The organism is Kordiimonas sp. UBA4487 (genome assembly GCF_002389025.1).
Lineage (GTDB): Bacteria > Pseudomonadota > Alphaproteobacteria > Sphingomonadales > Kordiimonadaceae > Kordiimonas > Kordiimonas lacus.
In genome coordinates this window covers 196,551-219,162 of sequence record NZ_DGNR01000015.1, presented here as the reverse complement: position 1 = coordinate 219,162, position 22,612 = coordinate 196,551, and the positions used below count along the sequence as shown (strand labels likewise).

Sequence of the window (22,612 nt, the reverse complement as noted above, 5' to 3'; positions counted from 1 at the left end):
AGAATACTCCCTGAAATCAGATCGGACGACCGGTGGTTTCCAGCTGGTGGCGACGGAATTTGCGCATGCCCCCCACCCAGCGGTCATAGTCATTGGCCTTGTGTTTGAAATAGCCTTCCACCTGCTCATGCGGGCGGATCATGAAGCGCCCTTCCCGCATCATGGCAAGTGTGCGGCTCGCCAGTTCCTCGGCGGGCATGATGCCGTCTGCGGCGGCAGAACTTTTCTCTGCACCGGCTGTCATCTTGCTGGTCACGGCCTGTGGGCACAGGCAACCGACATAGATGCCGTCGTCGCCATGGCTGATGGCCAGGCTTTCGGCAAAGCCCACCGCTGCGTGCTTGGTGGTGGAATAGCTGCTGTCGCCAATCTGGCTCAGGAGCCCGGCCGCGCTTGCGGTGATCAGGAAACCGCCTGAGCCGCGCTCAACCATGCCCGGCAACACTGCCCGGCACGCCAAGATGTGGGCGAACACATTGACTTCCCAGATTTTCTGCCATTCGGCGTTCGAACGGCTGATCACCGTCCAGTCTGGCGCGTCGGAGAAGATAATGCCTGCGTTCGAGCAGTAGAGGTCGACAGGGCCAGATGAGGCTTCGACATCCTCAACCATTGCCTTCACGGCCGCTTCATCGGTCACATCCAGCCTGTAGGCCTTGGCGTTCGGGCCGATCTCACCGGCCACCCGCTCTGCGCCCGCTGCGTCCATATCCGCCACGGCAACAGCTTTCGCGCCCTCGGCGGCAAACAGCTTCGCGAGCGCCTCACCGATACCGCTGGCACCGCCTGTCACCACAATAACCTTGTCTTTCACATCCATTACAAACTCCCCTCCTGGCAATATTCAGGGGCCGAGATGGATGGTCTCCAACAAGGCCCTGAAGTCCTTTGGTAATGAAGTGGGGCGACGCGTCTTTCTGTCCACATAAACATGGACAAAATGTCCCTGCGCGGCAGGTTCCTGCGCGTCTCCGGCAAACAGACCGATCTCGTAGCGCACGCTGGAGGTGCCAATGTGAGAGACCGCAATGCCGGCGCGCACGGGATGTGGGAACTCAAGCGGTTTGAGATAGCGGCAGTTGGTTTCCACCACAAGGCCTATCACCCCGCCTTCGTGGATATCCAGCACGCCGCCCTCGATCAGGAAGCGGTTCACGGCGGTATCAAAGAAGCTGTAATAGACCACATTGTTGACATGGCCATAGACGTCATTGTCCATCCAGCGGGTCTGGATATCAGACACATGCGGGTATGCGGTCACGCTGCGCAGGGCTACTTTCTCGCTCACCAGGCCGCCTCATAAATCGCGAGGGCGTCACCCCGGGTAATCTCACGCGGGTTGTTGACCAACAGGCGTTCCTGAAGCATGGCATCATCCGCCAGCATCGGTAACGCCCCTTCCTTCACGCCCACATCTCTGAGGCGCTTTTCAATACCCACATCATCCGCGATACGTTCGAGCCAGTCGATCAGCGCGGCGGCACTGTTCCCAGCCCCCACAAGCTCGGCCAGTTCGGCATACAGGCCGCCCGCTACCGGTTCGTTGAACCGAAGCACATGCGGCAACACCAACGCGTTCGAAAGCCCATGCGGGATATGGAAATGCCCGCCCAGCGGATAGGCCAGCGCATGCACGCCCGCGACCGGTGCGTTGGCAAAGGCCTGCCCTGCCAGCGTTGCTCCCACCAGCATGCCCCGGCGGGCTTCCATATTGTCGCCTTCCTTGCAGGCGACCTCAATATTGGCGCCCAGCATCAGAAGCGCCTGGCGTGCGAGGCCGTCTGAAATGGGGTTCTTCTTGATCTTGGAGGTGTAGGCCTCAATGGCATGCACCATGGCGTCAATACCCGTCGCCGCCGTGATATGGGGTGGCAAACCTTTCGTCAGCGTCGCATCAAGGATGGCCAGGTCCGCCAGTAGCGTCTTGTCGGACACGCCCATCTTGGTGCTTTCGCCCGTCGTGACAATGGCAATCTGCGTCACTTCAGACCCCGTGCCCGCCGTTGTCGGCACCTGCACCAGCGGCAGACGCCCGCCAGACACCTGGTCAAGGCCATAGATATCGCCAAGCGCCTGTTTGCCTGTGCACAGGATCGCCACCAGCTTGGCCACGTCCATCGAACTGCCGCCACCAAAACCGACAATCAGGTCAGAGCCGTGCGCCTTGGCCGCCTTCACGGCTTCCAGCACCACTTTCTCAGACGGGTCGGCCTCCACACCGTCATAGAGCGACGGATGCAATTCCGCTTCTTCCAGCGCCTGCATAACTGACCCGACCATGCCAAGGCGCACCAACCCCATGTCCGTGATGACCATGGGTTTCTGGCACCCAAACCGGGCCTTGAGGGTTGCGCCCAAATTGTGGGCCGCACCGTCCTCAACCAAAATCGATGAGACGCTGTTGAAATTATAGGCGATCATGTCCGCCACTCCTAACTGCTGGTTAACCTGTTACTTGATCTGACGCTCCACATTCTTGCGAAGCTTGTCCGTGTATGGTGGGACGATCCCAAGGAGATTGCCGATCGACAGTTTCGGGTGCCTCAGCACCGATTTCTGGTGGCTGAACTCCAGAAAACCGTCATAGCCGTGATAATGACCCATGCCGCTGTTACCCACACCGCCGAACGGCAGGTTTTCATGGGCCCCGTGCCACAGCACATCGTTGACTGTCACGCCGCCGGATGTCGTGCGCGTCAGCACTTCGGCTTCCTCGGCCTTGTCCTCACCAAAATAATACAGCGCCAGCGGGCGTTCCCGCGCGTTGACATAGTCGATCACCTCAGACGTCTTTTCATAGGTACGCACTGGCAGGATCGGGCCAAAGATTTCTTCCTGCATCACCTTCATGTCGTCGGTCGGGTCCAGGATCAGGGCTGACGGCAGCTTGTTGGCCTGGTTCTGGCCTGTAAAGTCCTCATCCGCGGGGTTGATGATGCGTACATCCGCGCCCTTGGCCTTGGCGTCCTCGATATAGCCTTCGAGCCGCTCCCGGTGCCGCGGGCTGATGATCGAGGTATATTGATCATTTGCCAGCATGGTTGGATACATGCGCGAAACTGTTTTGGTATATGTGTCGACAAAGGCGTCGCGCCGGTCGGCATCAATATTGATATAGTCGGGCGCCAGGCAGATTTGTCCGGCGTTCATATGCTTGAAGGTGGCGACACGCTCGGCAACCATATCCAGGTCCGCACTTTTGCCCACCACGACAGGGCTTTTGCCACCCAGCTCCAGCGTCACGGGCGTGAGGTTCTCGCTTGCCGCCCGCATGATCAGCTTGCCCACCACCGGCGCGCCCGTGAACATCAGGTGGTCCCATGGCTGGCTGGCGAAGGCCTGGCTGGTTTGCACCGCCCCTGTCACAACCGCCACTTCGGTTTCATCGAAGTTTTGAGCGAACACTTCTTTGAAGAAGTTGGAAGTGCGCGGTGTGTGCTCACTTGGCTTGATGATCACCCGGTTACCCGCCGCCAGCATCTGTGCAAGCGGCACGAAAACCATGGTCAGCGGGAAGTTCCAGGGCGTAATCAGCCCCACAACACCTTTCGGCTGCGGCACCACCTGCGCCTTGGCACCCAACAGCCCCAGCGGGAACTGCAGCTTACGCTTAGAGGGTTTCATCCACTTGTCCACATGCTTGATGGCATCCTTGAGGGCGCCAGAGCTTGCCGCTACATCAGCGAACAAGGTGGTCTCGGCGGACCGGTTACCGAAATCTTCCGAAATCAGGCGGATAAAGTCATCCTTATGATCCATCAGGCATTTAAGCGCGCGCCTCAGCCTGTCCTTGCGCACATCCGCGCTTACCAAGCCTTCAGCCAGATAGCTGTGGCGCTGGGCCTGAAGCTTGGCTGCGATGTCTTCCGCTGGCGTCTCGTTGAGCGTCATGCCGTCCATGGTCTTTTCCCCCTTTGAAAAGCTGCCTTTCCCCAAAGGCAATGTGTTCCATTAAAGTGTAGTTCGGCAGCGCCGGACTTCAAAGGCCAAAACGAAAAAAGCCCGCACAGATGCGGGCTTTTCCATAGTTTCATGATTAAAGTAATCAGGCTGACCGCAACAGATGTATCTCTGCGCCCTTGTGGCTCTTTTCATCGGCGTTGTCGGAAGACGCTACGGCCTCTTCTTCTTTTGTGTCGCGCACTTCAGCCAGGAACCGATCCACCTCGCGCTTCAGGCTATCCGATTCAGACATCAGGCTTTCCGCACTTGTCTGCAGGTCGCTGGACATGGTGCGGGTCTCAAAGGCGGCCGCGTCCACAATCGACACACTGGCCCGGACTTGTTCTGTCCCAGCCGAAACCTGCTGCACATTCTGGGCAATCTCGCCGGTGGCTGCGGCCTGCTGCTGTACTGCCGCCACCACAGACTGCGTCACATCATTCATCTGGCCAATAATGTCGCCGATCCGCTCAATCGCTCCCGACGCGTCGTTTGACACCAGCTGGATCTTTTCCACATAGGCCGCGATATCTTCGGTTGCCTTGCTTGATTGTGCTGCCAGGTTCTTTACCTCGGACGCCACCACAGCAAAACCTCGGCCTGCGTCACCGGCGCGCGCGGCCTCAATGGTCGCATTAAGCGCCAGAAGGTTGGTCTGATCGGCGATATCGCGGATCATTTTGACCACAGTGCCAATCTGGTGTGCGGCCTCCGACAGGCCCGCCACGGTTTCCGTGGTGCGGCTGGCTTCATCAACGGCGCTCAGGGCCACCTTCGCGCTATGGTCAAGCTCATCGCTCACGGACCGGAACGAGACAGAGAGTTCCTCGGTCGCCCCTGCCACGGCCTGAACGTTGCGCGATGCCTCGTCCGTTGCATGCTGGGTCGCGCTGACTTCCGACGCAGTGCGTTCGGTGTTGCCGACAAGCTTATTGGCCGCCCCCGCCATGTTCCGGGATGCGCTCGCCACCGTTTCCACGATGCGCATCACACCCACTTCAAACGCATCGGCCATCTGCAGGCGTTGCTGCTGGCGCGCCTCCTGCCGCTCGAGCCGCGCGCGCTCTTCGGCCTGCTTGTGTTCTTCAAGGCGGCGGGCGTCTTCGATTTCCTGAAGGCGCCGGGCTTCAGCTTCCCGGCGCTCGCCCTCGCGTTTGGCTTCGGCCAGGCGCTCCAGCTCGAACGTTTTGTCTTTGAAGATGCCTGCGGCTTCGGCCATGCGGCCGAGTTCATCGCCGCGGTCCCGACCCGGGATTTCAACCATTTTGTCGCCAGCCGCCAGCCTACTGATCGCGTCAGTAATACGGCCAAGCGGGCGCGCGACCGAAAAACCGATATACCAGGCCATAATGGCTGCGATCACGGCGCCAACGATCAATCCAATCAGGCTCTGGACCACAGCCCTGTTCACGGCTGCGATCATATCGGTCAGCGCAAGCCCTTGCTCATCACGGGCAGCCAGTTTTGCCTTGCCCGTAATGTCTGCAATGGCCGTTGCCGCCCCTTCAAGCTGGGTCATGGCATCCTGCAAGGACGTGGCTGCCGCATTCTTGGCGCGCAGGCTTTGGCGGATCACGTCGCTGTCGCGGCGGGCATAGATCAGCACCCGCATGTCGCGCCGCGGTATGCCCTTCAGCGCCACCTGTGCTGTCCTGATCAAACCGTCCAGTTCTTCACCTGCGGCAATGGCCTCGGAAAAGTCTGCGGTACGGCCCGATGCCACATAGGCAATGCTGGCCTGGTTATAGCGTGCCACAAGCGGCCCTAATTGGCTTGCAAGTGCAGCTGCCTCACCGCCCCTGGACTTCAGGAAATCGGCCAGCTTGGCGGCTGACACTTCCAGTTTGCCAATGCCAACAGCAACAACCTGAAGGGCGTCCTCTTCGTTCCCCAGACGGTTTTCAACTGCCGTGAAAACAGCATCAAAATCATGGGACGCGGCCTCAAGGGCTTTTGCCGTCTCGGCTTCGCCTGTTTGGGTCAGGATGTCGGCCACCTCGGTGCGGGTTTCTTCCGCCCGGGCCTGGGCCTCGGTCAGGCGCTGCCTGTCTTCCTCCCGGCCTGAGAATGCGTAAGTCCTGAGCGCGCTGGTTTGTGCCGCGATATCGGCCGCATAATCATTGACGTGCCTGACAATGTCAGTCTTGTCGGCAATCGCCTGAGAGGCGGTATCGAGCCCGCGCAAACCGGATGAGGAAATGCGGTTCGCCGCCGCAAGCGTAACGATGACGGCTGCAAAGCCGATGAGAATCCGAAGACGAACGGAAAGACGCATGGAGTGACCCTCGCTATGCGGTGCCTGCCACGCGTGCTGGCCCACAGTGTTGTTGTGCGAGGAAAAGGTAAATCCCTATTGTGACAGATATATTTCACTTCAGTGACACTTCTGCCCCAAGGGCAATATAAGGTGTCACACAACGGAAATATTAGGGGTAAAGCTCCGCCAGCTGCCAGTCCTGAGCGGCTTCATCCAACCGGTAGGTAATGCGCTCATGCAGGCGGAACTTGCGGTCGCGCCAGAATTCGAAATAGCGCGGCTTCAGCCGAAAGCCGGACCAATAGTCAGGCCGCGGCACATCGCCGGCGCCAAACTTGGCGGTATATTTCGCGATGGCGCCCTCAAACTCAAACCGGCCTTCCATTTCGCGCGACTGTTGTGACGCCCAGGCGCCGATGCGGCTGGCGCGCGGGCGCGAGGCGAAATAGGCATCGGCTTCGGCGTCTGTTACCGGCTCGACAGCACCCTCGACCCGAATCTGACGTCGCAGCGTTTTCCAGTGGAACAGAAGCGCGGCATTTGGGTTTTCTGCCAGTTCCCTGCCCTTGCGGCTTTCAAGGTTGGTATAGAAAACAAGGCCGTCTGCATCGCAGCCCTTCAGAAGCACCATCCGCACGCTCGGGAAGCCGTCTGGCGTTGCTGTTGCCAGCGCCATGGCCGTCGGGTCATTGGGCTCGCTTTCCGTGGCTTCGGCAAGCCAGGCGTTGACTTGCTCGAACGGGGTTTCAAAAGAAGCACGCTTGTCGGACACCGGTCTTATTCCTTGTCAAAAAAAATCTTTTTCCGCACGTCGGCTGCACAGTCTGCTATATCAAATCTAAGCATCTATAAATGCAAGAATATTGCACGCCGTGCCCTGCCCCTTATATGATAGCAAGACACGTGATTCAGTATCTGTTTTTTGGGTTTGATACAATCCTATGAGCGACCTTTATGATATTTTGGGCCTAAACCGCGACGCCAGCCAGGATGACGTCAAGAAGGCCTATCGTACTTTGGCTAAAAAATACCATCCAGACGCCAACAAGGATAATCCCAAGATTGTTGACCGGTTCAAGGAAGTGTCAGCGGCCTATTCCATTCTGGGTAATGAGAAACAGCGCAAACGCTATGACCGCGGCGAGATTGACGAGACCGGCAATGAGAAGCGCGCCTATTCGAACCCCTTTGGGTTTGGCGGCGGCGGCAGGCGGCGGGCATCTGCAGGGTTCGACGATTTCGATCTTGACGAAGCCCAGGATATCTTCACCGAATTTTTCCGCTCCTCAAGCCGGCGCAGCGGCCCATCGCGCGGGGACAACCCGTTTGAACAGTCAGGCCGGAAGCGGGGTCTGGACCTCAGCTACAAGATCACCATCGGTTTTGACGAGTCGATCAACGGCAGCACCCGGCGCCTGACGCTCAACGACAACCGCAACGTGGATATCAAGATCCCACCCGGCATCAAGGACGGCCAGGTGATCCGGCTTTCCGGGCAAGGCGGCCCGGCCTTCGGCAAGGGCCCCAAGGGCGATGCGCTCGTGGAAATTCGCGTGGCGCCCCACCCCTATTTCACCCGCAAGGATTTGGATATCCACCTTGAGCTGCCAATCTCACTTGATGAAGCGGTGCTGGGCGGTGATATCGAAGTGCCGACCCCCAAAGGCCGCCTGACAGTACGCATTCCCAAAAACAGCTCCAGCGGCAAGCGCCTGCGGCTGAAGGGTAAGGGTGTCAAGCGCGGTGATGAGGTGGGCAATATGTATGTCAACCTGAAGCTGATGCTGCCGACCGACCGCGACGCAGAGCTTGAAAAGCTGATGAAACAATGGTCCGGCGGCAACGGTGCTGACCTCCGCAAGAAAGCGGGGCTATACTGATACATGGTAGAGCTGGAGCGGCATAAGCGGGCCTGGAAACGTGCCCTCGTCCTGTTTTTCGGCAATCAGGGCATGGCGGCGGCCGGTAACATGGCCTTCCTCTCGATGCTGTCGCTGTTTCCTTTCATCATCTTCCTTGTCGCTGTGTCCGGCTTCATGGGGCAATCCGAGCGCGGGCACGAAGCGATCCAGTATATGCTTTCGATCCTGCCGCCCGAAGTCTCAAGCGTTGTCGCCGGCCCGATCAAGGGTATTGTCAGCAACACCGGCGCCGAAATCCTGACCGGTTCGATCCTGCTGGCCATCTGGACCGCCGGAAACGGCGTGGAAGCAGCGCGGGAAGTGTTGATCAAGGCGTTTGGCAAGGAACACGCGCGCGCCATCTGGATCCGGCGGCTTGAAAGCCTGGGCGTGGTGGTTTTTGGCGCCATTGCCATCGTGATTGCCATGTCGATCATGGTGCTGGGCCCGGCGGTCCTCAAGGCCATCACCAGCCTGTTCCCGGACGCCATGATGGACGGGGTCAACACCACCTGGAAATACCTCAGCCTTCTGGTCAGCCCGGCTGTGCTGACGCTGGGGCTTTATATGGTCTACCTGTCGCTGACTCCCAGGAAGGTGAAGAACGTGGTGCGCCTGCCCGGCACGCTGCTCAGCGTCGCCGTGTTGATCGCAACAGCCAAGGGCATGTCGGTGTACCTCAAATATGCAGGCAACTATGACGTCACCTACGGCAGCCTCGCGGGCGTGGTGGTGATGCAGCTTTTCTGCTTCCTTGTCAGCCTCGGTTTTGTGCTGGGCGCGGAACTGAACGCAGCCTATACGTTCGACGAGGCAGACAGGGCAAAGGCAGAGGCACGCGCCAGCAAGCGGACGGCAAAGGACGCGGCCAATAATGGCGATGACAAACCGGCAGAAACCGACGCATAATCAGTTTCCGCCAAAACAATTGACGGGCGGGGCGCTTCGTGTAGGATGCGCCGAATTCTCGGCCTAACAGATATAAAAAGGGGGCGAATATGACCAAATTGATGGAAGGAAAACGCGGGCTTATCATGGGCGTCGCAAACGACCGCTCGATGGCCTGGGGCATTGCCAAGGCCTGCGCGGAGCAAGGCGCCGAGGTTGCCTTTTCCTATCAGGGTGAAGCCCTGGAAAAACGCGTGCGGCCACTGGCGGAATCCATTGGGTCCGATTTCCTGGTACAGTGTGATGTCTCCGACGCCGCGTCGATCGACGCCATGGCTGCAAAGCTGGCGGAAAAATGGGACAGCATCGACTTCTTCGTGCACGCCGTTGGCTATTCCGACAAGAACGAGCTGCGCGGCCGCTATATCGACACCACGCTCGACAACTTCCTGATGACCATGAACATCTCAGCCTACAGCTTCGTCGCCGTGGGCCAGCGCCTTGAGAAGATGATGACCAACGGCGGCAGCATGGTCACGCTCAGCTACTATGGCTCGGAAAAGGTTGTGCCCCACTATAATGTGATGGGCGTGGCGAAAGCCGCGCTTGAGGCCAGCACCCGCTATATGGCCCGTGACCTGGGCGAAAAAGGCATCCGGGTGAACACCATCTCCGCCGGCCCGATGAAGACGCTCGCGGCTTCCGGTGTTGGCGATTTCCGTATGCTTCTGAAGTATAACGAGAAAAACGCACCGCTGCGCCGTAACATCACACTTGATGATGTGGCCGGTGCCGGCCTTTACCTCCTGTCTGACCTGTCTTCCGGCGTGACCGGCGAAACCCACCATGTGGACAGTGGTTTCTCCACCACCTGCATGCCGACAGACGATGACGCGATGAAGGCTTTCATCAAGATTCTCGACGAACAAGACAAAGACTAGGCTTTCATATGTCCTATAACACCTTTGGCAGACTTTTCCGTTTCACCACCTGGGGCGAAAGCCACGGACCGGCGCTGGGCGCCACCGTCGATGGCGTGCCGCCACTGTTGGAGATCACGGAAGAGGAAATCCAGGTGTTTCTGGACAAACGCAAGCCTGGCCAGAGCAAATACACCACACAGCGCCGGGAACCCGACGCTGTGAAAATCCTGTCGGGCGTGTTTGAAGGCAAAACCACCGGCACGCCTGTGCAGCTGATGATCGAAAACACCGACCAGCGCTCAAAGGACTATGGCGACATCGCGGAACGCTACCGCCCCGGCCACGCCGATTTCACCTATATGGAAAAATACGGCATCCGTGACTATCGCGGCGGCGGGCGCTCCAGCGCGCGCGAAACCGCGGCCCGCGTGGCTGCAGGCGCCATCGCCCGCAAGGTGCTGGGGGACGGTATCACCATCCGTGCCTCCATGGTGCAGATGGGTGCCCACAAGATTGACCGCAGCCGGTTCGACTGGGCTGAGGTAGACCGCAATCCCTTCTTCTGTGCGGACGCGAAAACCGCCGAAGAGTGGGCAACCGAGCTGGACGCTATCCGCAAGGCCGGCAGCAGCATTGGTGCCGTGATCGAAGTGGTGGCCGAAGGCGTGCCCGCTGGTTGGGGCGCGCCCGTATACGGCAAGCTCGATGCGGATCTCGCGACCGCGCTGATGAGCATCAACGCCGCCAAGGGCGTGGAAATTGGCGCCGGTATGGAAGCAGCCTGCCTGACGGGCGAAGAGAATGCCGACGAAATGGTCCCCGGCGCGAACGGTGGGCCGCAATTCATGTCTAACAACGCGGGCGGCATTTTGGGCGGCATTTCAACCGGCCAGCCCATCGTGGCCCGTTTCGCCGTGAAGCCCACCAGCAGCATCCTGACGCCGCGCAAAAGCGTGAACACGCGTGGCGAAGCCGTTGATGTGGTCACCAAAGGCCGTCACGACCCCTGCGTGGGCATCCGCGCCGTACCCATCGCCGAAGCCATGATGGCTGTGGTGCTGGCCGACCATATGATGCTGCACCGCGCCCAGTGCGGTTAATCTTCGTGGTTGATTGCTGACGGTTCCGCCTGCTGATCTCGTTCCCCAAGATGATAGCTTATGCGCCAGACGTGGTAGGCTACGCGCTGCAGCCAGCGCATGGCATCCAGCCGCGCCATCAGCGTAGTGTCCGGACCATGCTCCTTGATGGAACTATGCACCTCTGACTGGCGGTACCGGTGGCGTTGGACGCGCATGAAGCCGTGCAGGCGCTCAAACGCCGCCCTGCCCGCCGAGATATCACCATCAAGCCCAAACCGCCCCACAGCATGCGCCAGCACGGCCGTATAGCGTGCCAGCCGCCTGTCAGCAGACAAGGCCCCCACCCGGGTGATCTGCGTGCAGCGGTGATGCAGGCGGCGGATATGGTCAAGCGCATGCAGCGCCGCCACCTGTTGGTCCGCCGACATGGGGTCAAGCGCGCTCGATGAGATCTCCTCCACATAGAGCTGGGTGTTTTCCGTGGCGCGCAGAAGCGCTTCCAGTCTTGCCGTCTGGCTCGCCTGCCGCGTTTCCGGCCGCAACTGACTATGAAGGATGGCAAAAGCTTCCTGCCCCAGCCTGCGGGCAACCTCAAGCGCTGTGGCCATGGCCACGCCGGGTTCCTGCAGGAGATGCCTGTCCAGCCCGCGTTCCAGCGCTGGCACCTGTTCAGGCACCAGGCGGGTGATAAAGCGGGCGAAGGCACCGGTGAAGGGCAGTATCAGGATCACGCCCAGGATATTGAACATGGTGTGGAAGCCCACGACGGCCATCTGGGCATTGCCCGTCGCGCCGCCCGCCACCCAGGCGTCCATAAAGCTGGTGTAAATCCCTACCAGGAAGAAGGCCATGACACCCGTCATGACGTTATAGATCACGTGGGCGAAGCCGGTTTGGCGCATGGCGGTTGAACCGCCCACGGTCGCGAGGGCGGCTGTGAAGGTGGTGCCCACGTCCATACCAATCACCATGGCCGCCGCCTGCGGGAAGGAAATCGCCCCGGCCGACAGCGCCACAAGGGCCGTCGCCACACCGGCGCTTGATGACTGGGTCACAAGCGTGATCCCCACACCGATCAGCACAAGCTGCAGGCGGCCCAGAAGGGTATCCGCCGGGAAGCTGTCGGGCGTGACAATGCCTTCAAAGGCTGCCATGCCGTGCTGCAGCGTTTCAATGCCGATAAACAGCAGGCTGAAACCCGCAAGCGCCGTGCCCGCGTGGCGAAACTTTGGCTTGCCAAACAGGCGCATCAGCACACCAACAAGCAAAAGCGGCATCACCATCAGGCCAAGCTCAAGCTTGAAGCCGATTAGCGCCACCAGCCAGCCGGTGATAGTGGTGCCGATGTTGGCACCAAAGATGACCCCCAGGGCCTGCGAGAAGGTGATCAGCCCTGCCCCCACAAAGCCAACGGCTGTCACCGTGGTGGCACTGGAGGACTGGATCACGGCCGTTGTCAGGGCACCGGTGACAGCGCCTGAGACCGGATTGGTGGTATAGCGCGCGAGGATCGCCCGCAAGGCCCCGCCGGCCAGCGCGCGCAAGCCCTCTGTCAGCACCGTCATGCCGAACAGAAACAGGCCAATGCCCCCAAGGGCGGTAAGAATATGCTGCATCATGCTGCCTTGTTGCCGTGTCAGGCCCCAAGTGTCTCTGACAAAGGTCAAATCTGGCAAGTGTCAATTTTTGATGGCACCGCTGCGCGGCAGCAGAAAGGCCCCGACAGCAGCCAGCAGGAACAGGACTGGCAGCAGCCAATAATCAGGCTCGCCCATGGTGTGCAGTATGCCTGCGGATATAACCACCCACAAAAACGGGATCACCCACAGCAGAAGCCGCCGTTCGCCCACAAGCAGGAACCAGCCAAGCGTCAGTGGAACAGCGGGATCGGGCATCAAAGCCACGGCCTCAAACGCGGCAGGCGCCCTGCCCGCAAGCATGGCAACAACAGGGTATAGAACCAGCGCCACTATCATAAGAGCAGCGCCGCCCCACGCCCCAATGGGTGACACATGCGCCGGACCTTTGACAGGATGTGCCCGCGCAATCAGCAGCAAAGCCCCCTGAAGCGCAAATAGCGTGGCAAAGGCGGGCGCTGCTGTCATTATTTCGGCGTAACGGCCAAGAAAAAACAGTGGCACCGGCATGACCGAGGCAGCAGCCAACAAGCCCCAAACCGGCAAGTCCTGACCTTTCTGGTACCAGAGCCACAGCGTACCGGAGAACCCAAGCACGAAAGCCAACGCAAGGGGCCACCAACTGCCCACATAGGCTTCCACCATGCGGAAATAGACAGCAGGCGAGAACATCAGGAAATCGGCCAGCTCATAGCTTTGCAGGGTCTCCCAGAAGGACATCTACAGGTCCTTCACATAGGCAGCCATACGGGCCCGCAGGGTCGCATCCGGCAGTCGGCCCTTACTTGCGGCCATATTTTCCCGCACATGCGCCACTTGCGTGGTGGCAGGGATGGCGCAAACGACCGCCGGATGCGATACGTTGAATTTCAAAAGATAATCCGCCCACCCTTTGAAGCCCTCAGCTTTCGCCCAGGCGGGGAACGGGTGGCGTTTGACCGCGCGGATCAGCCGCCCGCCGTCAAAGGGCCGGTTGACGATCACCCCAATGCCGCGCTCGCGCGCAAGCGGCAGGATGCGGTCTTCCGCCTCTCGGTTGGTCATATTGTAGGTCAGCTGAATGAAATCGAGCGGCTGGCGCTCAAGGATCGTCGCCAGCTCACCGTGCCGCCTGCCGTGCGACGTGGTCACGCCTACATAATCGATGGCACCGGCGGCCTTCATCTCAAAGAGGACAGGCAGATGGGCTTGCCAGTCACGCAGGTTATGCACCTGCAAGAGGCTGAAACGCGGCACACCCCAGTTCTTGAGGCTCGCCTGAACCTGCGCCCTGCCCTGGCCCGCGCCGTTGATCCAAACCTTGTCGGTGGCCATCAGCATGGGCGGCGCGCCCAAGGCCGTCAGCGCCCGCCCAATGGTGGCCTGGGATGAGCCATACATGGGCGAGCTGTCGATCATGCGACCGCCCGCCTCTAGGAAGGCCGCGATGACCTTCTGGCTGGCCTCAAGGCCATAAGGGTCATTCCCGACATTGAAGGTGATCCAGCTACCGAGGCCGATGGTCGGAATGGCTTCCCCGCTTGAGGGGATGCGTTTCAGCAGCATGTCACTTGCAGCAGGCGCAGCACCCAGGCCAGCCAGCGACAGCCCGGCGGCCCCCAGCATCGCCAGAACCGTCCGCCTGTCCATCCGGCGGTCCATTGGACGGTCCATCTGCTTGCCTGACTCCATGACATGCTCCACAAAGTTATGACATAACATTACCAGCCGCGCCCGCGCCTGTCACTGGGCCAAAGGTTTAGCGCGCTGAAAATCGCTGCTGGCGCGTGTAGGCCCCTTCAGGTAAGCTCCCGCCAAACGGGGGAGTGACAGATGATGAAATGGCTGAAATACCTGCTGGCCGCGCTGATGCTTGGCTTTGCGCTGGTGGTCTATATTTCCTGGACGCCGGATATACCGCACGAAACATTGGCCGAAAAATATGCCACAGGCGCTTCAGATTTCATCGAACTCCCGTCTGGCGCCCGCGCGCATTTCCGCATGCAGGGCAATGCGGAAGGACCGACAATCCTGCTGCTGCATGGCTCGAACGCGTCCCTTCACACCTGGGAAGGCTGGGTGGACGCGCTTGACGAAGACCATTTCGTTGTCACCGTTGATTTGCCCGGCCACGGCCTCACCGGGCCGACGCCCGCGGACGATTACACCTATGGCGGCATGGTGGCTTTCGTGGATGAGTTCGCATCAGCCCTCAATCTTCAGGATTTCATCCTTGGCGGCAACTCGATGGGCGGCGGTGTCACGCTGGCTTATGCGCTGGCGCACGGGGAAAAGCTTCAGGGCATCGTTCTGGTGGACGCCGCAGGAGTGAACCCGCCCGCAGACACCAAAATCCCCATAAAGCGCCCGAAAGCCTTCGACCTGGCAGGCCGCTGGTACAGCGACTGGATCTTGGAGAATATCACCCCGCGCAGCTTTGTTGAGGAAGGCCTCAAGACCTCCATCGTTGACCATACGCTGATCAACGACGCCATGATCGACCGCTATTGGGAGCTGGTGCGCCATCCGGGCAATCGCCGTGCCACTGGCATCCGTTTCGCCTGGTACAGGGACGGCGGCCGGGCTGACCTTGATGTGGCCCAGATCAACCTGCCTACGCTGATCCTCTGGGGCGAAGCCGACAGCCTGATCCCCATGGAAGTTGGGCAAATACTGGCAGAAAAGATCGAAGGCGCCAAGCTGGTGACCTACCCCAACATCGGTCATATCCCGATGGAGGAAATTCCGGCCATTTCGGCCACGGCTGTCAGAAGCTTCGTCGCTGACCTGCAGGACTGATATCGGCGTTTATTCTTCGTTGCGGAAGAAGGCGGCCTCCAGGGCCTTGCAGCTGTTCGCCGGCTTGGGCCGGGTATTGATATTGTCGACGGTCCAGCATTCGCGGTAGAGCGAGCAATAACACATGGATACGGTGACACGAGAATCCAGCTGCCCCCTCATAAGCGCGGCAATTTCGGGCGTTGTGTCCATCTTGATCATCTGAACACGGACGTCAGCAGGCATCAGCGCGCCCGGGTCCAGATCGGTAACCGCAATGGAATCCACATTTCGCTCCGGCCCGTCCAGACGTACTGCACCATCTGTGGCCAACGCCACAGCCTGTGTCCAGGTTGCTTGTGCTTTGCCATCAACGCTGACAGTCAGCCCCTCAATGGACGCCGGACCAATGCCCTGGTTGGTCGCCCCGATATAGAAGCTGCCCTCCTCGTCGCCCACATGGCTGCCGGTGAACACCATGATGCTCGGCAGCACCGAAAGGCGGGCATGTTCGCGCTCCATCATCGCCTCGTCATGCATCACCTGTGTCTGCACGATAGCCACCACCACAGCAGCGACTGCCGTGATCATGGCGGTGATGGACATCAGGAGTTCAAAGCGAATTTTCATATTTAAAATAATGCCTTATTTTATTTTCTTGAGAAAATACCTACAAGCTCCATATGGGGTGACCACAGGAACTGATCAACGGGCTGGACGCTCTCAAGCTCATAGCCGCCATCGGCCAGCGTGCGGGCGTCGCGGCTGAAAGTATTGGGATTGCAGGACACGGCTACGATGCGCGAAACAGTCGATGTTGCCAGCTGTTCCACCTGGTCCTTGGCCCCTGCCCGCGGCGGATCGAAGACGACAGCCTCGAACATCTCAAGCTCCTTGGTCGTCAGAGGTCTGCGGAACAGGTCCCGATGCTTGGCCACAATCTGCTTGAAGCCTGTGGCCACATTGGCGGCTGCCTGCATGGCATCCAGCGCGTTCTTTGCGCCTTCGGCCGCCAGCACCTGATGCTCTTTGGCCAGCGGGAAGGTAAAGGTGCCGATGCCCGAGAACAGGTCCGCCACCCGGCCATGGCCTGCGCAGGCATCCACAACAGCCTTCACAAGCGCGGCTTCGCCCTCATCCGACGCCTGGATAAAGGCGGCGGGCGGCAGCGGCACACGCGCGCCCGCGAAATCCATCACCGCTTCGCGGCGGATTGCCACCGGGTCCAGGAAGCCCTGGTCCTGCCAGTGAACGGCCGCGATATCGTGGGTGTTGGCAAAATCCACCAGTGCCTCGCGGTCCGCCAGATCGAGCGCTTTCGCGGCATCGATCAACAGGTCAACACCGGAAGCCGTGACGGTCATATGCACGGTCGCTGCCATGCGCTGCGGCAGGATATTCACAAGCAATGCCCTCAAGGGCGCAAACAGGCGCGTCAGCTCGGGCCGCGCGATCGGGCATTCCTTGGCGTCCACAATCTGGTGGCTCTGGCGCGCATTGAAGCCCAGCACCACACCGGATGCCACCCTGAGCGCCTTCAGGGCCACCCGGCGGCGGCTCTCCTGTGGGGTGATGATCGGATCGCGCACGAGGCTCGCGTCAAAGCCGTGATGCGCCAGCGCCATAGCCGTGCGGTCCCTGACCCAGGCGGCATAGACATCGGGCTTCAGGAACTGCAGCTGGCAGCCGCCACAAGTGCCGAAATGCTGGCACGCGGGCGCTGTTCGGTCCGCGCTCTCCTTCGTGATGTCCACAAGGTCGGCATAAATGCCGTTCCGGCGCACGTCCTTTGCCGCCACCCGCGCCACATCGCCCGGCACGGTGCCGGGCACAAACACCGGCGTGCCGTCCCGCTCGCCAACCCCATCGCCCTGTGCGCCCAGCGCGGTGATTTCAACGTCAAACAATTCTGCTTTTGCCATCAGGCCTTCTCGCCATACAGGAGGAATTCAATATTGCCTTCGGGGCCCTTGATCGGACTTTCGGTCAAGCCGCAGGCGGTCCAGCCGTCCATTTCATTATTCAGCCAGGTCTGCATGTCTTCGCAGACGGCCGTATGGAGCTCAGGGTCGCGCACCACGCCGCCCTTGCCCACATTCTCGCGCCCCACCTCAAACTGCGGCTTGATGAGTGCTATAAGCCGTCCACCGGGCTTCACCAGCGCCATGGCGGCGGGCAGCACGGTCTTCAATGAGATAAAGCTGGCATCACATACCACTATATCGATGGGGTCAGGGATGGCTTCCGCGTCCAGATAACGCGCATTGGTCTTCTCCATCACCACCACGCGCTCATCCTGCCGGAGCTTCCAGGCCAATTGGCCGTGGCCCACGTCAACGGCATAGACCTTCTGGGCGCCGCCTTGCAGCAGTACGTCTGTAAAGCCGCCCGTAGACGCACCAACATCAATGGCAACAAGCCCCGTCGGGTCCACCTCAAACTCTTTGAGGCCTTTTTCCAGCTTCAGGCCGCCGCGGCTGACCCAGTCATGTTCCTTGCCGCGTACTTCAAGCGCCTGACCATCTTTGATCTGCTGGCCTGCCTTCAGGATTTTGGTTTCGCCTGAAAAAACGACGCCGGCCATGATAAGCGCCTGCGCCTTGGCCCGGCTTTCCACCAGGCCGCGGTCCACCAGTGCCACATCTGCCCTGACTTTTGCTGCCACTGGTAGCCTCCCCGGCCTTATGGTTTCTGCGCGGCTGCGCTGTCCCCTAGGGCCTGGCCATAATCGTTATGGCCCAGCGTTTTCAAAATGGTCGCGACAATGCCGGACGCATTGAGACCCGCGTCCTCATACATTTTCTCGGGCTTGTCATGGTCCTGGAACTGGTCCGGCAGTTTCATGGCGCGAACCTTCAAGGTGCCACCATCCAGAATGCCCTCCTCCGCCAGGAAATCCATCACATGGGCGCCGAAACCACCAATGGCGTTTTCTTCAAGCGTGATCAGTACGTCGTGAGTTGCCGCAAGGTCGCGGATCAGTTGGTCATCCACCGGCTTGGCAAAGCGGGCGTCGGCCACTGTTGTAGACAGGCCCCGGCTTTCAAGGTCTTCGGCGGCCTTCAATGCTTCGCCGAGGCGCGCACCCAGCGACAGGATCGCAACCTTGCTGCCTTTCTTGACAATCCGGCCTTTGCCGATCTCCAGCACCTTGCCCTCATCCGGCAGCTCTACACCCAAGCCTTCACCGCGCGGGTAGCGCACAGCGGACGGGCGGTCATCAATGGAAGCGGCTGTTGCCACCATATGCATCAGCTCGGCCTCATCTGCCGCTGCCATCACCACCATGTTCGGCAGGCTGGCCAGGTATGTCACATCAAAGCTGCCCGCGTGTGTCGGGCCGTCCGCGCCGACAAGGCCAGCCCGGTCGATGGCGAAGCGCACCGGCAGCTTCTGCACCGCCACGTCATGCACAATCTGGTCATAAGCGCGCTGCAGGAAGGTGGAATAGATGGCCACAAACGGCTTGTAGCCCCCGGTTGCGAGGCCCGCCGCGAATGTCACAGCATGTTGTTCCGCGATCCCCACATCAAATGTGCGGTCCGGGAAGCGGTCGCCATATTTATTGAGGCCGGTACCCGACGGCATGGCCGCCGTGATGGCACAGATCTTGTCATCTTTTTCAGATTCCTTGATCAGTGCGTCAGCAAACACATTGGTGTAGGTCGGTGCCTTGGGCGTCGATTTCTTACGCTCGCCAGTCACCACATCAAACTGCGGCACGGCATGATATTTTTCCTGGTTCGGTTCTGCGAACGGATGGCCATGGCCTTTTTCCGTCACCACATGCACCAGGATCGGGCCGTCAATGGCGTCGCGCACGTTTTCCAGCACCGGCAGCAGGTGTTCCATATTGTGGCCGTCAATGGGGCCGACATAATAGAAACCAAGCTCGTCAAACAGCGTCCCGCCGCCCGCAGCCATGCCGCGCGCATACTCCTCGGCCTGCCGCGCCCGGTCCGCGAGCGGCCTTGGCAGCATTTCGATGATCTTTTTGCCGAAGCCGCGCAGGCTCAGGAAAGTGTGGGAGCTGACAATCTTCGCCAGATAGGCCGACAGGCCACCCACAGCAGGTGCGATCGACATATCATTGTCATTGAGGATCACCACCAAACGGTTGCCCGCCTGTTCGGCGTTATTCATGGCTTCATAGGCCATCCCGGCGCTCATGGCGCCGTCACCGATCACGGCAATCGCCTTGCCCGGCTTGTCCGCCATCTTGTTGGCGACAGCCATGCCAAGCGCGGCGCTGATGGACGTGGACGAATGCCCGGCGCCAAACGGGTCATAATCGCTTTCACCACGCTTGGTGAAAGGCGAAAGCCCGCCGCCCTGGCGGATGGTGCGGATACGGTCGCGCCGTCCGGTCAAAATCTTGTGCGGATAGGCCTGATGACCGACGTCCCAGATCAGGCGGTCGTCTGGCGTGTTGAACACATAGTGAAGCGCCACCGTCAGCTCCACAACACCGAGACCCGCGCCAAAGTGGCCGCCGGTCACAGATACGGCGCTGATCATCTCTTCCCGCAGCTCGTCTGCGAGTTGCTGCAGCTTTTCCTTGGGGAGCTTGCGCAGATCCACCGGGGTCTGCACGCTATCCAGCAAAGGCGTTTCAGGGCGTACGCTCAACTTCTTATCCTTCTCAGCCTCTGGGCAATCTGCCCATGTGGCACAGGCCTGTCTGCGCAGGCTTGGTTCGCTTTGGCCCAAAAGGCCTCAAACGTTGCGATTTATAACAAAATGCGCGACGGCGCGCAAAAGCGATGCTTTATCGTCGAATTGCGCCAAATGTTCAATAGCCTGATCCGCCAAAATCTGGGCCTGCTTGCGGGCACGCTTCACGCCCATCAGGCCAACCAGCGTGGCTTTACCGGCATCCTGGTCCTTGCCGATGGCTTTACCAACCTGTTCTTCAGTGCCTTCAACATCCAGAAGGTCATCGGCAATCTGGAAGGCAAGACCCAAGTCACGGGCATAGCCATGCAAGGATGCCCGCGCCTGTTTGCCAGCGTGACCCATGATAGCGCCCGCTTCAGCAGAAAAACAAATCAGCGCGCCGGTTTTCATCTGCTGCAGGCGCTGCACGTCCATTTCGTCCAGTTCCAGCTCCGGCGCCTGAAGATCAATCATCTGGCCGCCTACCATGCCGCGGTGCCCCGAGGCCCGCGCCAGGTGCTTCACCAGCTCCAGCCGCACATAGGGGTCGGAATGGGTCTCGTCGCTCGACAGTATCTCGAATGCCACGCTCATCAGGGCGTCGCCGGCCAGGATTGCCGTGGCTTCATCAAATTTCTTGTGGACGGTCGGCTGGCCACGGCGCAGGTCATCGTCGTCCATCGCAGGCAAGTCATCGTGGATCAGGGAATAGCAATGAATACATTCGATTGCCGCCGCCACACGAAGCGCCTGGGGGCGGTCCACACCGAACAATTCAGCGCTCGCAAGGACAAGGAAAGGCCTGAGCCTCTTGCCGCCGGAGAAAACAGAATAGCGCATGGCTTCCACCACGCGGTCTTCAGGGCCACCATTCCGTGCCAGAATAGGATCGAGAACCCGTTCTATCGCCGCAGAGGTGGCAGCAAGGGCATCGTTAAGAGGTCCATTATCTTCCACGAGCAATCCGCCTATTCGACTTCGAGAGGCTGGGTGCCGGCAGCGGCGCCACTGTCGTCCAGCGTGATCTTTTCGATCTTCGCCTGGGCATCCTTCAGCTTGGCTTCACAGTGAGCCTTCAGCTGGGTACCGCGGGTATAAAGCTCAATGGACTGCTCAAGAGGCGCATTTCCGGATTCAAGCTTGGCCACAATCTGCTCAAGGGACGCCATGGCTTCTTCAAAGCTCAGCGCACTTAAATCTTTGGTATCTTTGCCTGTTTCGTTCATTGTCCGGAACCTTCAGCCCTTAGAATTGCCTGTGTGTCATAATCTGAGGCTGTTATAGGATGGCCCATGCCGAGACGCAAAGGTTATTGCTGCGAACCACTCTCATTTTAGGGCCAGAAATGGCGGATTTCTATCAGTAGATGTCGGCCAACTCACGCAGGGCGACGCCGGGCAACGCCTTGGCCTGGCTTACCACCAGACTGGCATCATATGTGCCTACTGCCTCAAAACGGTAGACGTCACCATCAAACGACCGCTTCATCAGCGACAAGGATTCCAGCAGGTGCAGGTGCGCCAGCGCTTCGCCCAGCGCCATATAGAAATCCATGCCCGTCAGTTTGCGCCGAAACAGGGATGGGAAAGTTTCAACCGGGGTGCGCGCCTCACTGCACCAGTCATGCAGGGACTTCAGTTTGCCCAGATGGCTGTCCACGAGCGCGGTCAGACGGGTTTCCAGGCCCTTGAATACCCGACCATGGCTCGGCAGCACCAACGGGTCTCCCGGTATGCCCTTCATCCGCTCCAGGGACGTGATCCAGTGCGCCAGCGGGTTGGCTTCCGGCTCGCGCGCATGCACGGACACATTCGAGGTGATGTTGGGCAAAACCTGATCGCCCGAGATAAACAGCGGCTCGTCCAGGCACGACAGGCAGGCATGCTCAGGCGAATGGCCGCGGCCAATCACCACGCGCCAGCGCCGGCCACCAAGCATCAGGTCACTGCCGTCCTCAACGCGGATATAACGGGGCGGCAGTTGGTGCACACCGCGGCGGTAGTTATCAAAGCGCGCACTGCGCATCATGGGCTCGAACTGCGGGTCCACGCCGGATTTCAGCATGAACTCGATTTCATTGTCAGGCACTTCCTTGGTGCCGCCCATCCACAGGTTGGAGGCCGTCATATACTCAAGGGCGGTCATGGTGAGCGATGCACCGAAGCGTTCCGCCAGCCAGCCCGCGAGGCCGATATGGTCCGGGTGGAGGTGCGTACCAATGACGCGAGAGATTGGCTTACCGCCCAGGAAATCCGTTTCAAGCGCTTCCCAGGCCGCGATGCCGCGTTTGCCCATGGAACCCGTATCGACGACAGACCAACTGTCGCCTTCATCGAACAGATAGACATTGATATGGTCCAGCGACCACGGTAGCGGCATACGCGCCCAATAGACACCGTCGGCTACCGGAATAACGGTGCTGCCTTCAGGCACCGCATCACCGTGCGGGTACAAAAGGCCGTCGTCTTCCACGACACCGCGCCGGTGGTCTGCCACCGACGCCTGTGCCAGAGCTTTGGCCTCACCCTTGCTCACACCTGCTTTGTTTTTGGTCATATGTCCCTTGTCC

At 59.9% G+C, this 22,612-nt stretch carries 21 protein-coding genes; 5 read left to right on the top strand and 16 right to left on the bottom strand.

The features are described from left to right. Positions 1–16 precede the first annotated feature (16 nt). From B3Z17_RS17475 to pdxH, 6 genes are all read right to left on the bottom strand, one after another. On the bottom strand, positions 17–820 hold the full coding sequence (locus B3Z17_RS17475; protein ID WP_286831011.1) for an SDR family oxidoreductase: 804 nt from the start codon (positions 818–820) through the stop codon (positions 17–19). Between the two features lie 24 nt (positions 821–844). Further along, a complete protein-coding gene (locus B3Z17_RS17470; RefSeq protein ID WP_286831010.1) occupies positions 845–1,288 on the bottom strand; it encodes an acyl-CoA thioesterase in 444 nt (147 codons plus the stop codon). Next, positions 1,285–2,421, bottom strand: a complete 1,137-nt coding sequence (locus B3Z17_RS17465; protein ID WP_286831009.1) for an iron-containing alcohol dehydrogenase — start codon at positions 2,419–2,421, stop codon at positions 1,285–1,287. The genes B3Z17_RS17470 and B3Z17_RS17465 overlap by 4 nt, the downstream gene beginning before the upstream one ends. A gap of 30 nt (positions 2,422–2,451) precedes the next feature. After that, positions 2,452–3,900 carry a coniferyl aldehyde dehydrogenase gene (locus B3Z17_RS17460; RefSeq protein WP_286831008.1) on the bottom strand — a complete coding sequence of 483 codons (1,449 nt, stop codon included), beginning with the start codon at positions 3,898–3,900 and terminating at the stop codon, positions 2,452–2,454. 145 nt (positions 3,901–4,045) lie between these two features. After that, entirely contained in the window at positions 4,046–6,217 is a 2,172-nt protein-coding gene (locus B3Z17_RS17455) for a methyl-accepting chemotaxis protein (RefSeq protein ID WP_286831006.1), read from the bottom strand. A 151-nt stretch (positions 6,218–6,368) separates the two neighbouring features. Further along, positions 6,369–6,980, bottom strand: a complete 612-nt coding sequence (gene pdxH / locus B3Z17_RS17450) for a pyridoxamine 5'-phosphate oxidase (protein WP_414672781.1) — start codon at positions 6,978–6,980, stop codon at positions 6,369–6,371. Positions 6,981–7,140: 160 nt separating this feature from the next. Between pdxH and B3Z17_RS17445 the strand changes: the two genes are divergently transcribed. From B3Z17_RS17445 to aroC, 4 genes are all read left to right on the top strand, one after another. Then, complete coding sequence (locus B3Z17_RS17445; RefSeq protein WP_286831004.1) at positions 7,141–8,079, top strand: DnaJ C-terminal domain-containing protein; 939 nt, start codon at positions 7,141–7,143, stop codon at positions 8,077–8,079. Between the two features lie 3 nt (positions 8,080–8,082). After that, the gene (locus B3Z17_RS17440) at positions 8,083–9,009 is read left to right on the top strand and encodes a YihY/virulence factor BrkB family protein (RefSeq protein ID WP_286831002.1); all 927 of its coding nucleotides are present in this window, start codon (positions 8,083–8,085) and stop codon (positions 9,007–9,009) included. Between the two features lie 89 nt (positions 9,010–9,098). Continuing rightward, positions 9,099–9,929 (top strand): enoyl-ACP reductase FabI, encoded by an 831-nt coding sequence (locus B3Z17_RS17435; protein ID WP_068306823.1) that lies wholly within the window; start codon positions 9,099–9,101, stop codon positions 9,927–9,929. Positions 9,930–9,937: 8 nt separating this feature from the next. Next, on the top strand, positions 9,938–11,011 hold the full coding sequence (gene aroC / locus B3Z17_RS17430) for a chorismate synthase (protein WP_286830999.1): 1,074 nt from the start codon (positions 9,938–9,940) through the stop codon (positions 11,009–11,011). Here aroC and B3Z17_RS17425 read toward each other — a convergent pair. From B3Z17_RS17425 to B3Z17_RS17415, 3 genes are read right to left on the bottom strand one after another with little or no spacing between them, the layout of a single operon-like run. Further along, positions 11,008–12,612 (bottom strand): Na/Pi cotransporter family protein, encoded by a 1,605-nt coding sequence (locus B3Z17_RS17425; protein WP_286830997.1) that lies wholly within the window; start codon positions 12,610–12,612, stop codon positions 11,008–11,010. The genes aroC and B3Z17_RS17425 overlap by 4 nt on opposite strands. A gap of 60 nt (positions 12,613–12,672) precedes the next feature. Continuing rightward, positions 12,673–13,350, bottom strand: a complete 678-nt coding sequence (locus B3Z17_RS17420) for a hypothetical protein (protein ID WP_286830995.1) — start codon at positions 13,348–13,350, stop codon at positions 12,673–12,675. Next, entirely contained in the window at positions 13,351–14,301 is a 951-nt protein-coding gene (locus B3Z17_RS17415; RefSeq protein ID WP_286830994.1) for an aldo/keto reductase, read from the bottom strand. Positions 14,302–14,442: 141 nt separating this feature from the next. Here B3Z17_RS17415 and B3Z17_RS17410 point away from each other — a divergent pair, with 141 nt between their 5' ends. Then, on the top strand, positions 14,443–15,408 hold the full coding sequence (locus B3Z17_RS17410) for an alpha/beta fold hydrolase (protein ID WP_286830993.1): 966 nt from the start codon (positions 14,443–14,445) through the stop codon (positions 15,406–15,408). Between the two features lie 9 nt (positions 15,409–15,417). On the opposite strand, the gene B3Z17_RS17405 is transcribed toward B3Z17_RS17410, so the two are convergent. The 7 genes from B3Z17_RS17405 to B3Z17_RS17375 form a co-directional block, all read right to left on the bottom strand. Further along, complete coding sequence (locus B3Z17_RS17405) at positions 15,418–16,017, bottom strand: hypothetical protein (RefSeq protein WP_286830991.1); 600 nt, start codon at positions 16,015–16,017, stop codon at positions 15,418–15,420. A 20-nt stretch (positions 16,018–16,037) separates the two neighbouring features. Further along, on the bottom strand, positions 16,038–17,309 hold the full coding sequence (gene rlmD / locus B3Z17_RS17400) for a 23S rRNA (uracil(1939)-C(5))-methyltransferase RlmD (RefSeq protein WP_286830989.1): 1,272 nt from the start codon (positions 17,307–17,309) through the stop codon (positions 16,038–16,040). Next, positions 17,309–18,052 carry a TlyA family RNA methyltransferase gene (locus B3Z17_RS17395; protein WP_286830988.1) on the bottom strand — a complete coding sequence of 248 codons (744 nt, stop codon included), beginning with the start codon at positions 18,050–18,052 and terminating at the stop codon, positions 17,309–17,311. The genes rlmD and B3Z17_RS17395 overlap by 1 nt, the downstream gene beginning before the upstream one ends. 17 nt (positions 18,053–18,069) lie before the next feature. Then, positions 18,070–20,016 carry a 1-deoxy-D-xylulose-5-phosphate synthase gene (gene dxs, locus B3Z17_RS17390; RefSeq protein ID WP_286830987.1) on the bottom strand — a complete coding sequence of 649 codons (1,947 nt, stop codon included), beginning with the start codon at positions 20,014–20,016 and terminating at the stop codon, positions 18,070–18,072. A gap of 87 nt (positions 20,017–20,103) precedes the next feature. Next, positions 20,104–21,000 (bottom strand): polyprenyl synthetase family protein, encoded by an 897-nt coding sequence (locus B3Z17_RS17385; protein WP_286830985.1) that lies wholly within the window; start codon positions 20,998–21,000, stop codon positions 20,104–20,106. Between the two features lie 11 nt (positions 21,001–21,011). Further along, positions 21,012–21,269 carry an exodeoxyribonuclease VII small subunit gene (locus tag B3Z17_RS17380; RefSeq protein ID WP_068306849.1) on the bottom strand — a complete coding sequence of 86 codons (258 nt, stop codon included), beginning with the start codon at positions 21,267–21,269 and terminating at the stop codon, positions 21,012–21,014. 133 nt (positions 21,270–21,402) lie between these two features. Beyond that, positions 21,403–22,599: an MBL fold metallo-hydrolase gene (locus B3Z17_RS17375; RefSeq protein ID WP_286830984.1), complete on the bottom strand. Its 1,197-nt coding sequence runs from the start codon at positions 22,597–22,599 to the stop codon at positions 21,403–21,405. Positions 22,600–22,612: the final 13 nt, after the last annotated feature.

What these genes read in the sequence shown, in the direction of transcription:
- B3Z17_RS17475 (WP_286831011.1), bottom strand. Translation starts at nt 820, where the DNA reads ATGGATGTGAAAGACAAGGTTATTGTGGTGACAGGCGGTGCCAGCGGT.
- B3Z17_RS17465 (WP_286831009.1), bottom strand. Translation starts at nt 2,421, where the DNA reads ATGATCGCCTATAATTTCAACAGCGTCTCATCGATTTTGGTTGAGGAC.
- B3Z17_RS17460 (WP_286831008.1), bottom strand. Translation starts at nt 3,900, where the DNA reads ATGGACGGCATGACGCTCAACGAGACGCCAGCGGAAGACATCGCAGCC.
- B3Z17_RS17455 (WP_286831006.1), bottom strand. Translation starts at nt 6,217, where the DNA reads ATGCGTCTTTCCGTTCGTCTTCGGATTCTCATCGGCTTTGCAGCCGTC.
- B3Z17_RS17445 (WP_286831004.1), top strand. Translation starts at nt 7,141, where the DNA reads ATGAGCGACCTTTATGATATTTTGGGCCTAAACCGCGACGCCAGCCAG.
- B3Z17_RS17440 (WP_286831002.1), top strand. Translation starts at nt 8,083, where the DNA reads ATGGTAGAGCTGGAGCGGCATAAGCGGGCCTGGAAACGTGCCCTCGTC.
- B3Z17_RS17435 (WP_068306823.1), top strand. Translation starts at nt 9,099, where the DNA reads ATGACCAAATTGATGGAAGGAAAACGCGGGCTTATCATGGGCGTCGCA.
- aroC (WP_286830999.1), top strand. Translation starts at nt 9,938, where the DNA reads ATGTCCTATAACACCTTTGGCAGACTTTTCCGTTTCACCACCTGGGGC.
- B3Z17_RS17425 (WP_286830997.1), bottom strand. Translation starts at nt 12,612, where the DNA reads ATGATGCAGCATATTCTTACCGCCCTTGGGGGCATTGGCCTGTTTCTG.
- B3Z17_RS17420 (WP_286830995.1), bottom strand. Translation starts at nt 13,350, where the DNA reads ATGTCCTTCTGGGAGACCCTGCAAAGCTATGAGCTGGCCGATTTCCTG.
- B3Z17_RS17415 (WP_286830994.1), bottom strand. Translation starts at nt 14,301, where the DNA reads ATGGAGTCAGGCAAGCAGATGGACCGTCCAATGGACCGCCGGATGGAC.
- B3Z17_RS17410 (WP_286830993.1), top strand. Translation starts at nt 14,443, where the DNA reads ATGATGAAATGGCTGAAATACCTGCTGGCCGCGCTGATGCTTGGCTTT.
- B3Z17_RS17405 (WP_286830991.1), bottom strand. Translation starts at nt 16,017, where the DNA reads ATGAAAATTCGCTTTGAACTCCTGATGTCCATCACCGCCATGATCACG.
- rlmD (WP_286830989.1), bottom strand. Translation starts at nt 17,309, where the DNA reads ATGGCAAAAGCAGAATTGTTTGACGTTGAAATCACCGCGCTGGGCGCA.
- B3Z17_RS17380 (WP_068306849.1), bottom strand. Translation starts at nt 21,269, where the DNA reads ATGAACGAAACAGGCAAAGATACCAAAGATTTAAGTGCGCTGAGCTTT.
- B3Z17_RS17375 (WP_286830984.1), bottom strand. Translation starts at nt 22,599, where the DNA reads ATGACCAAAAACAAAGCAGGTGTGAGCAAGGGTGAGGCCAAAGCTCTG.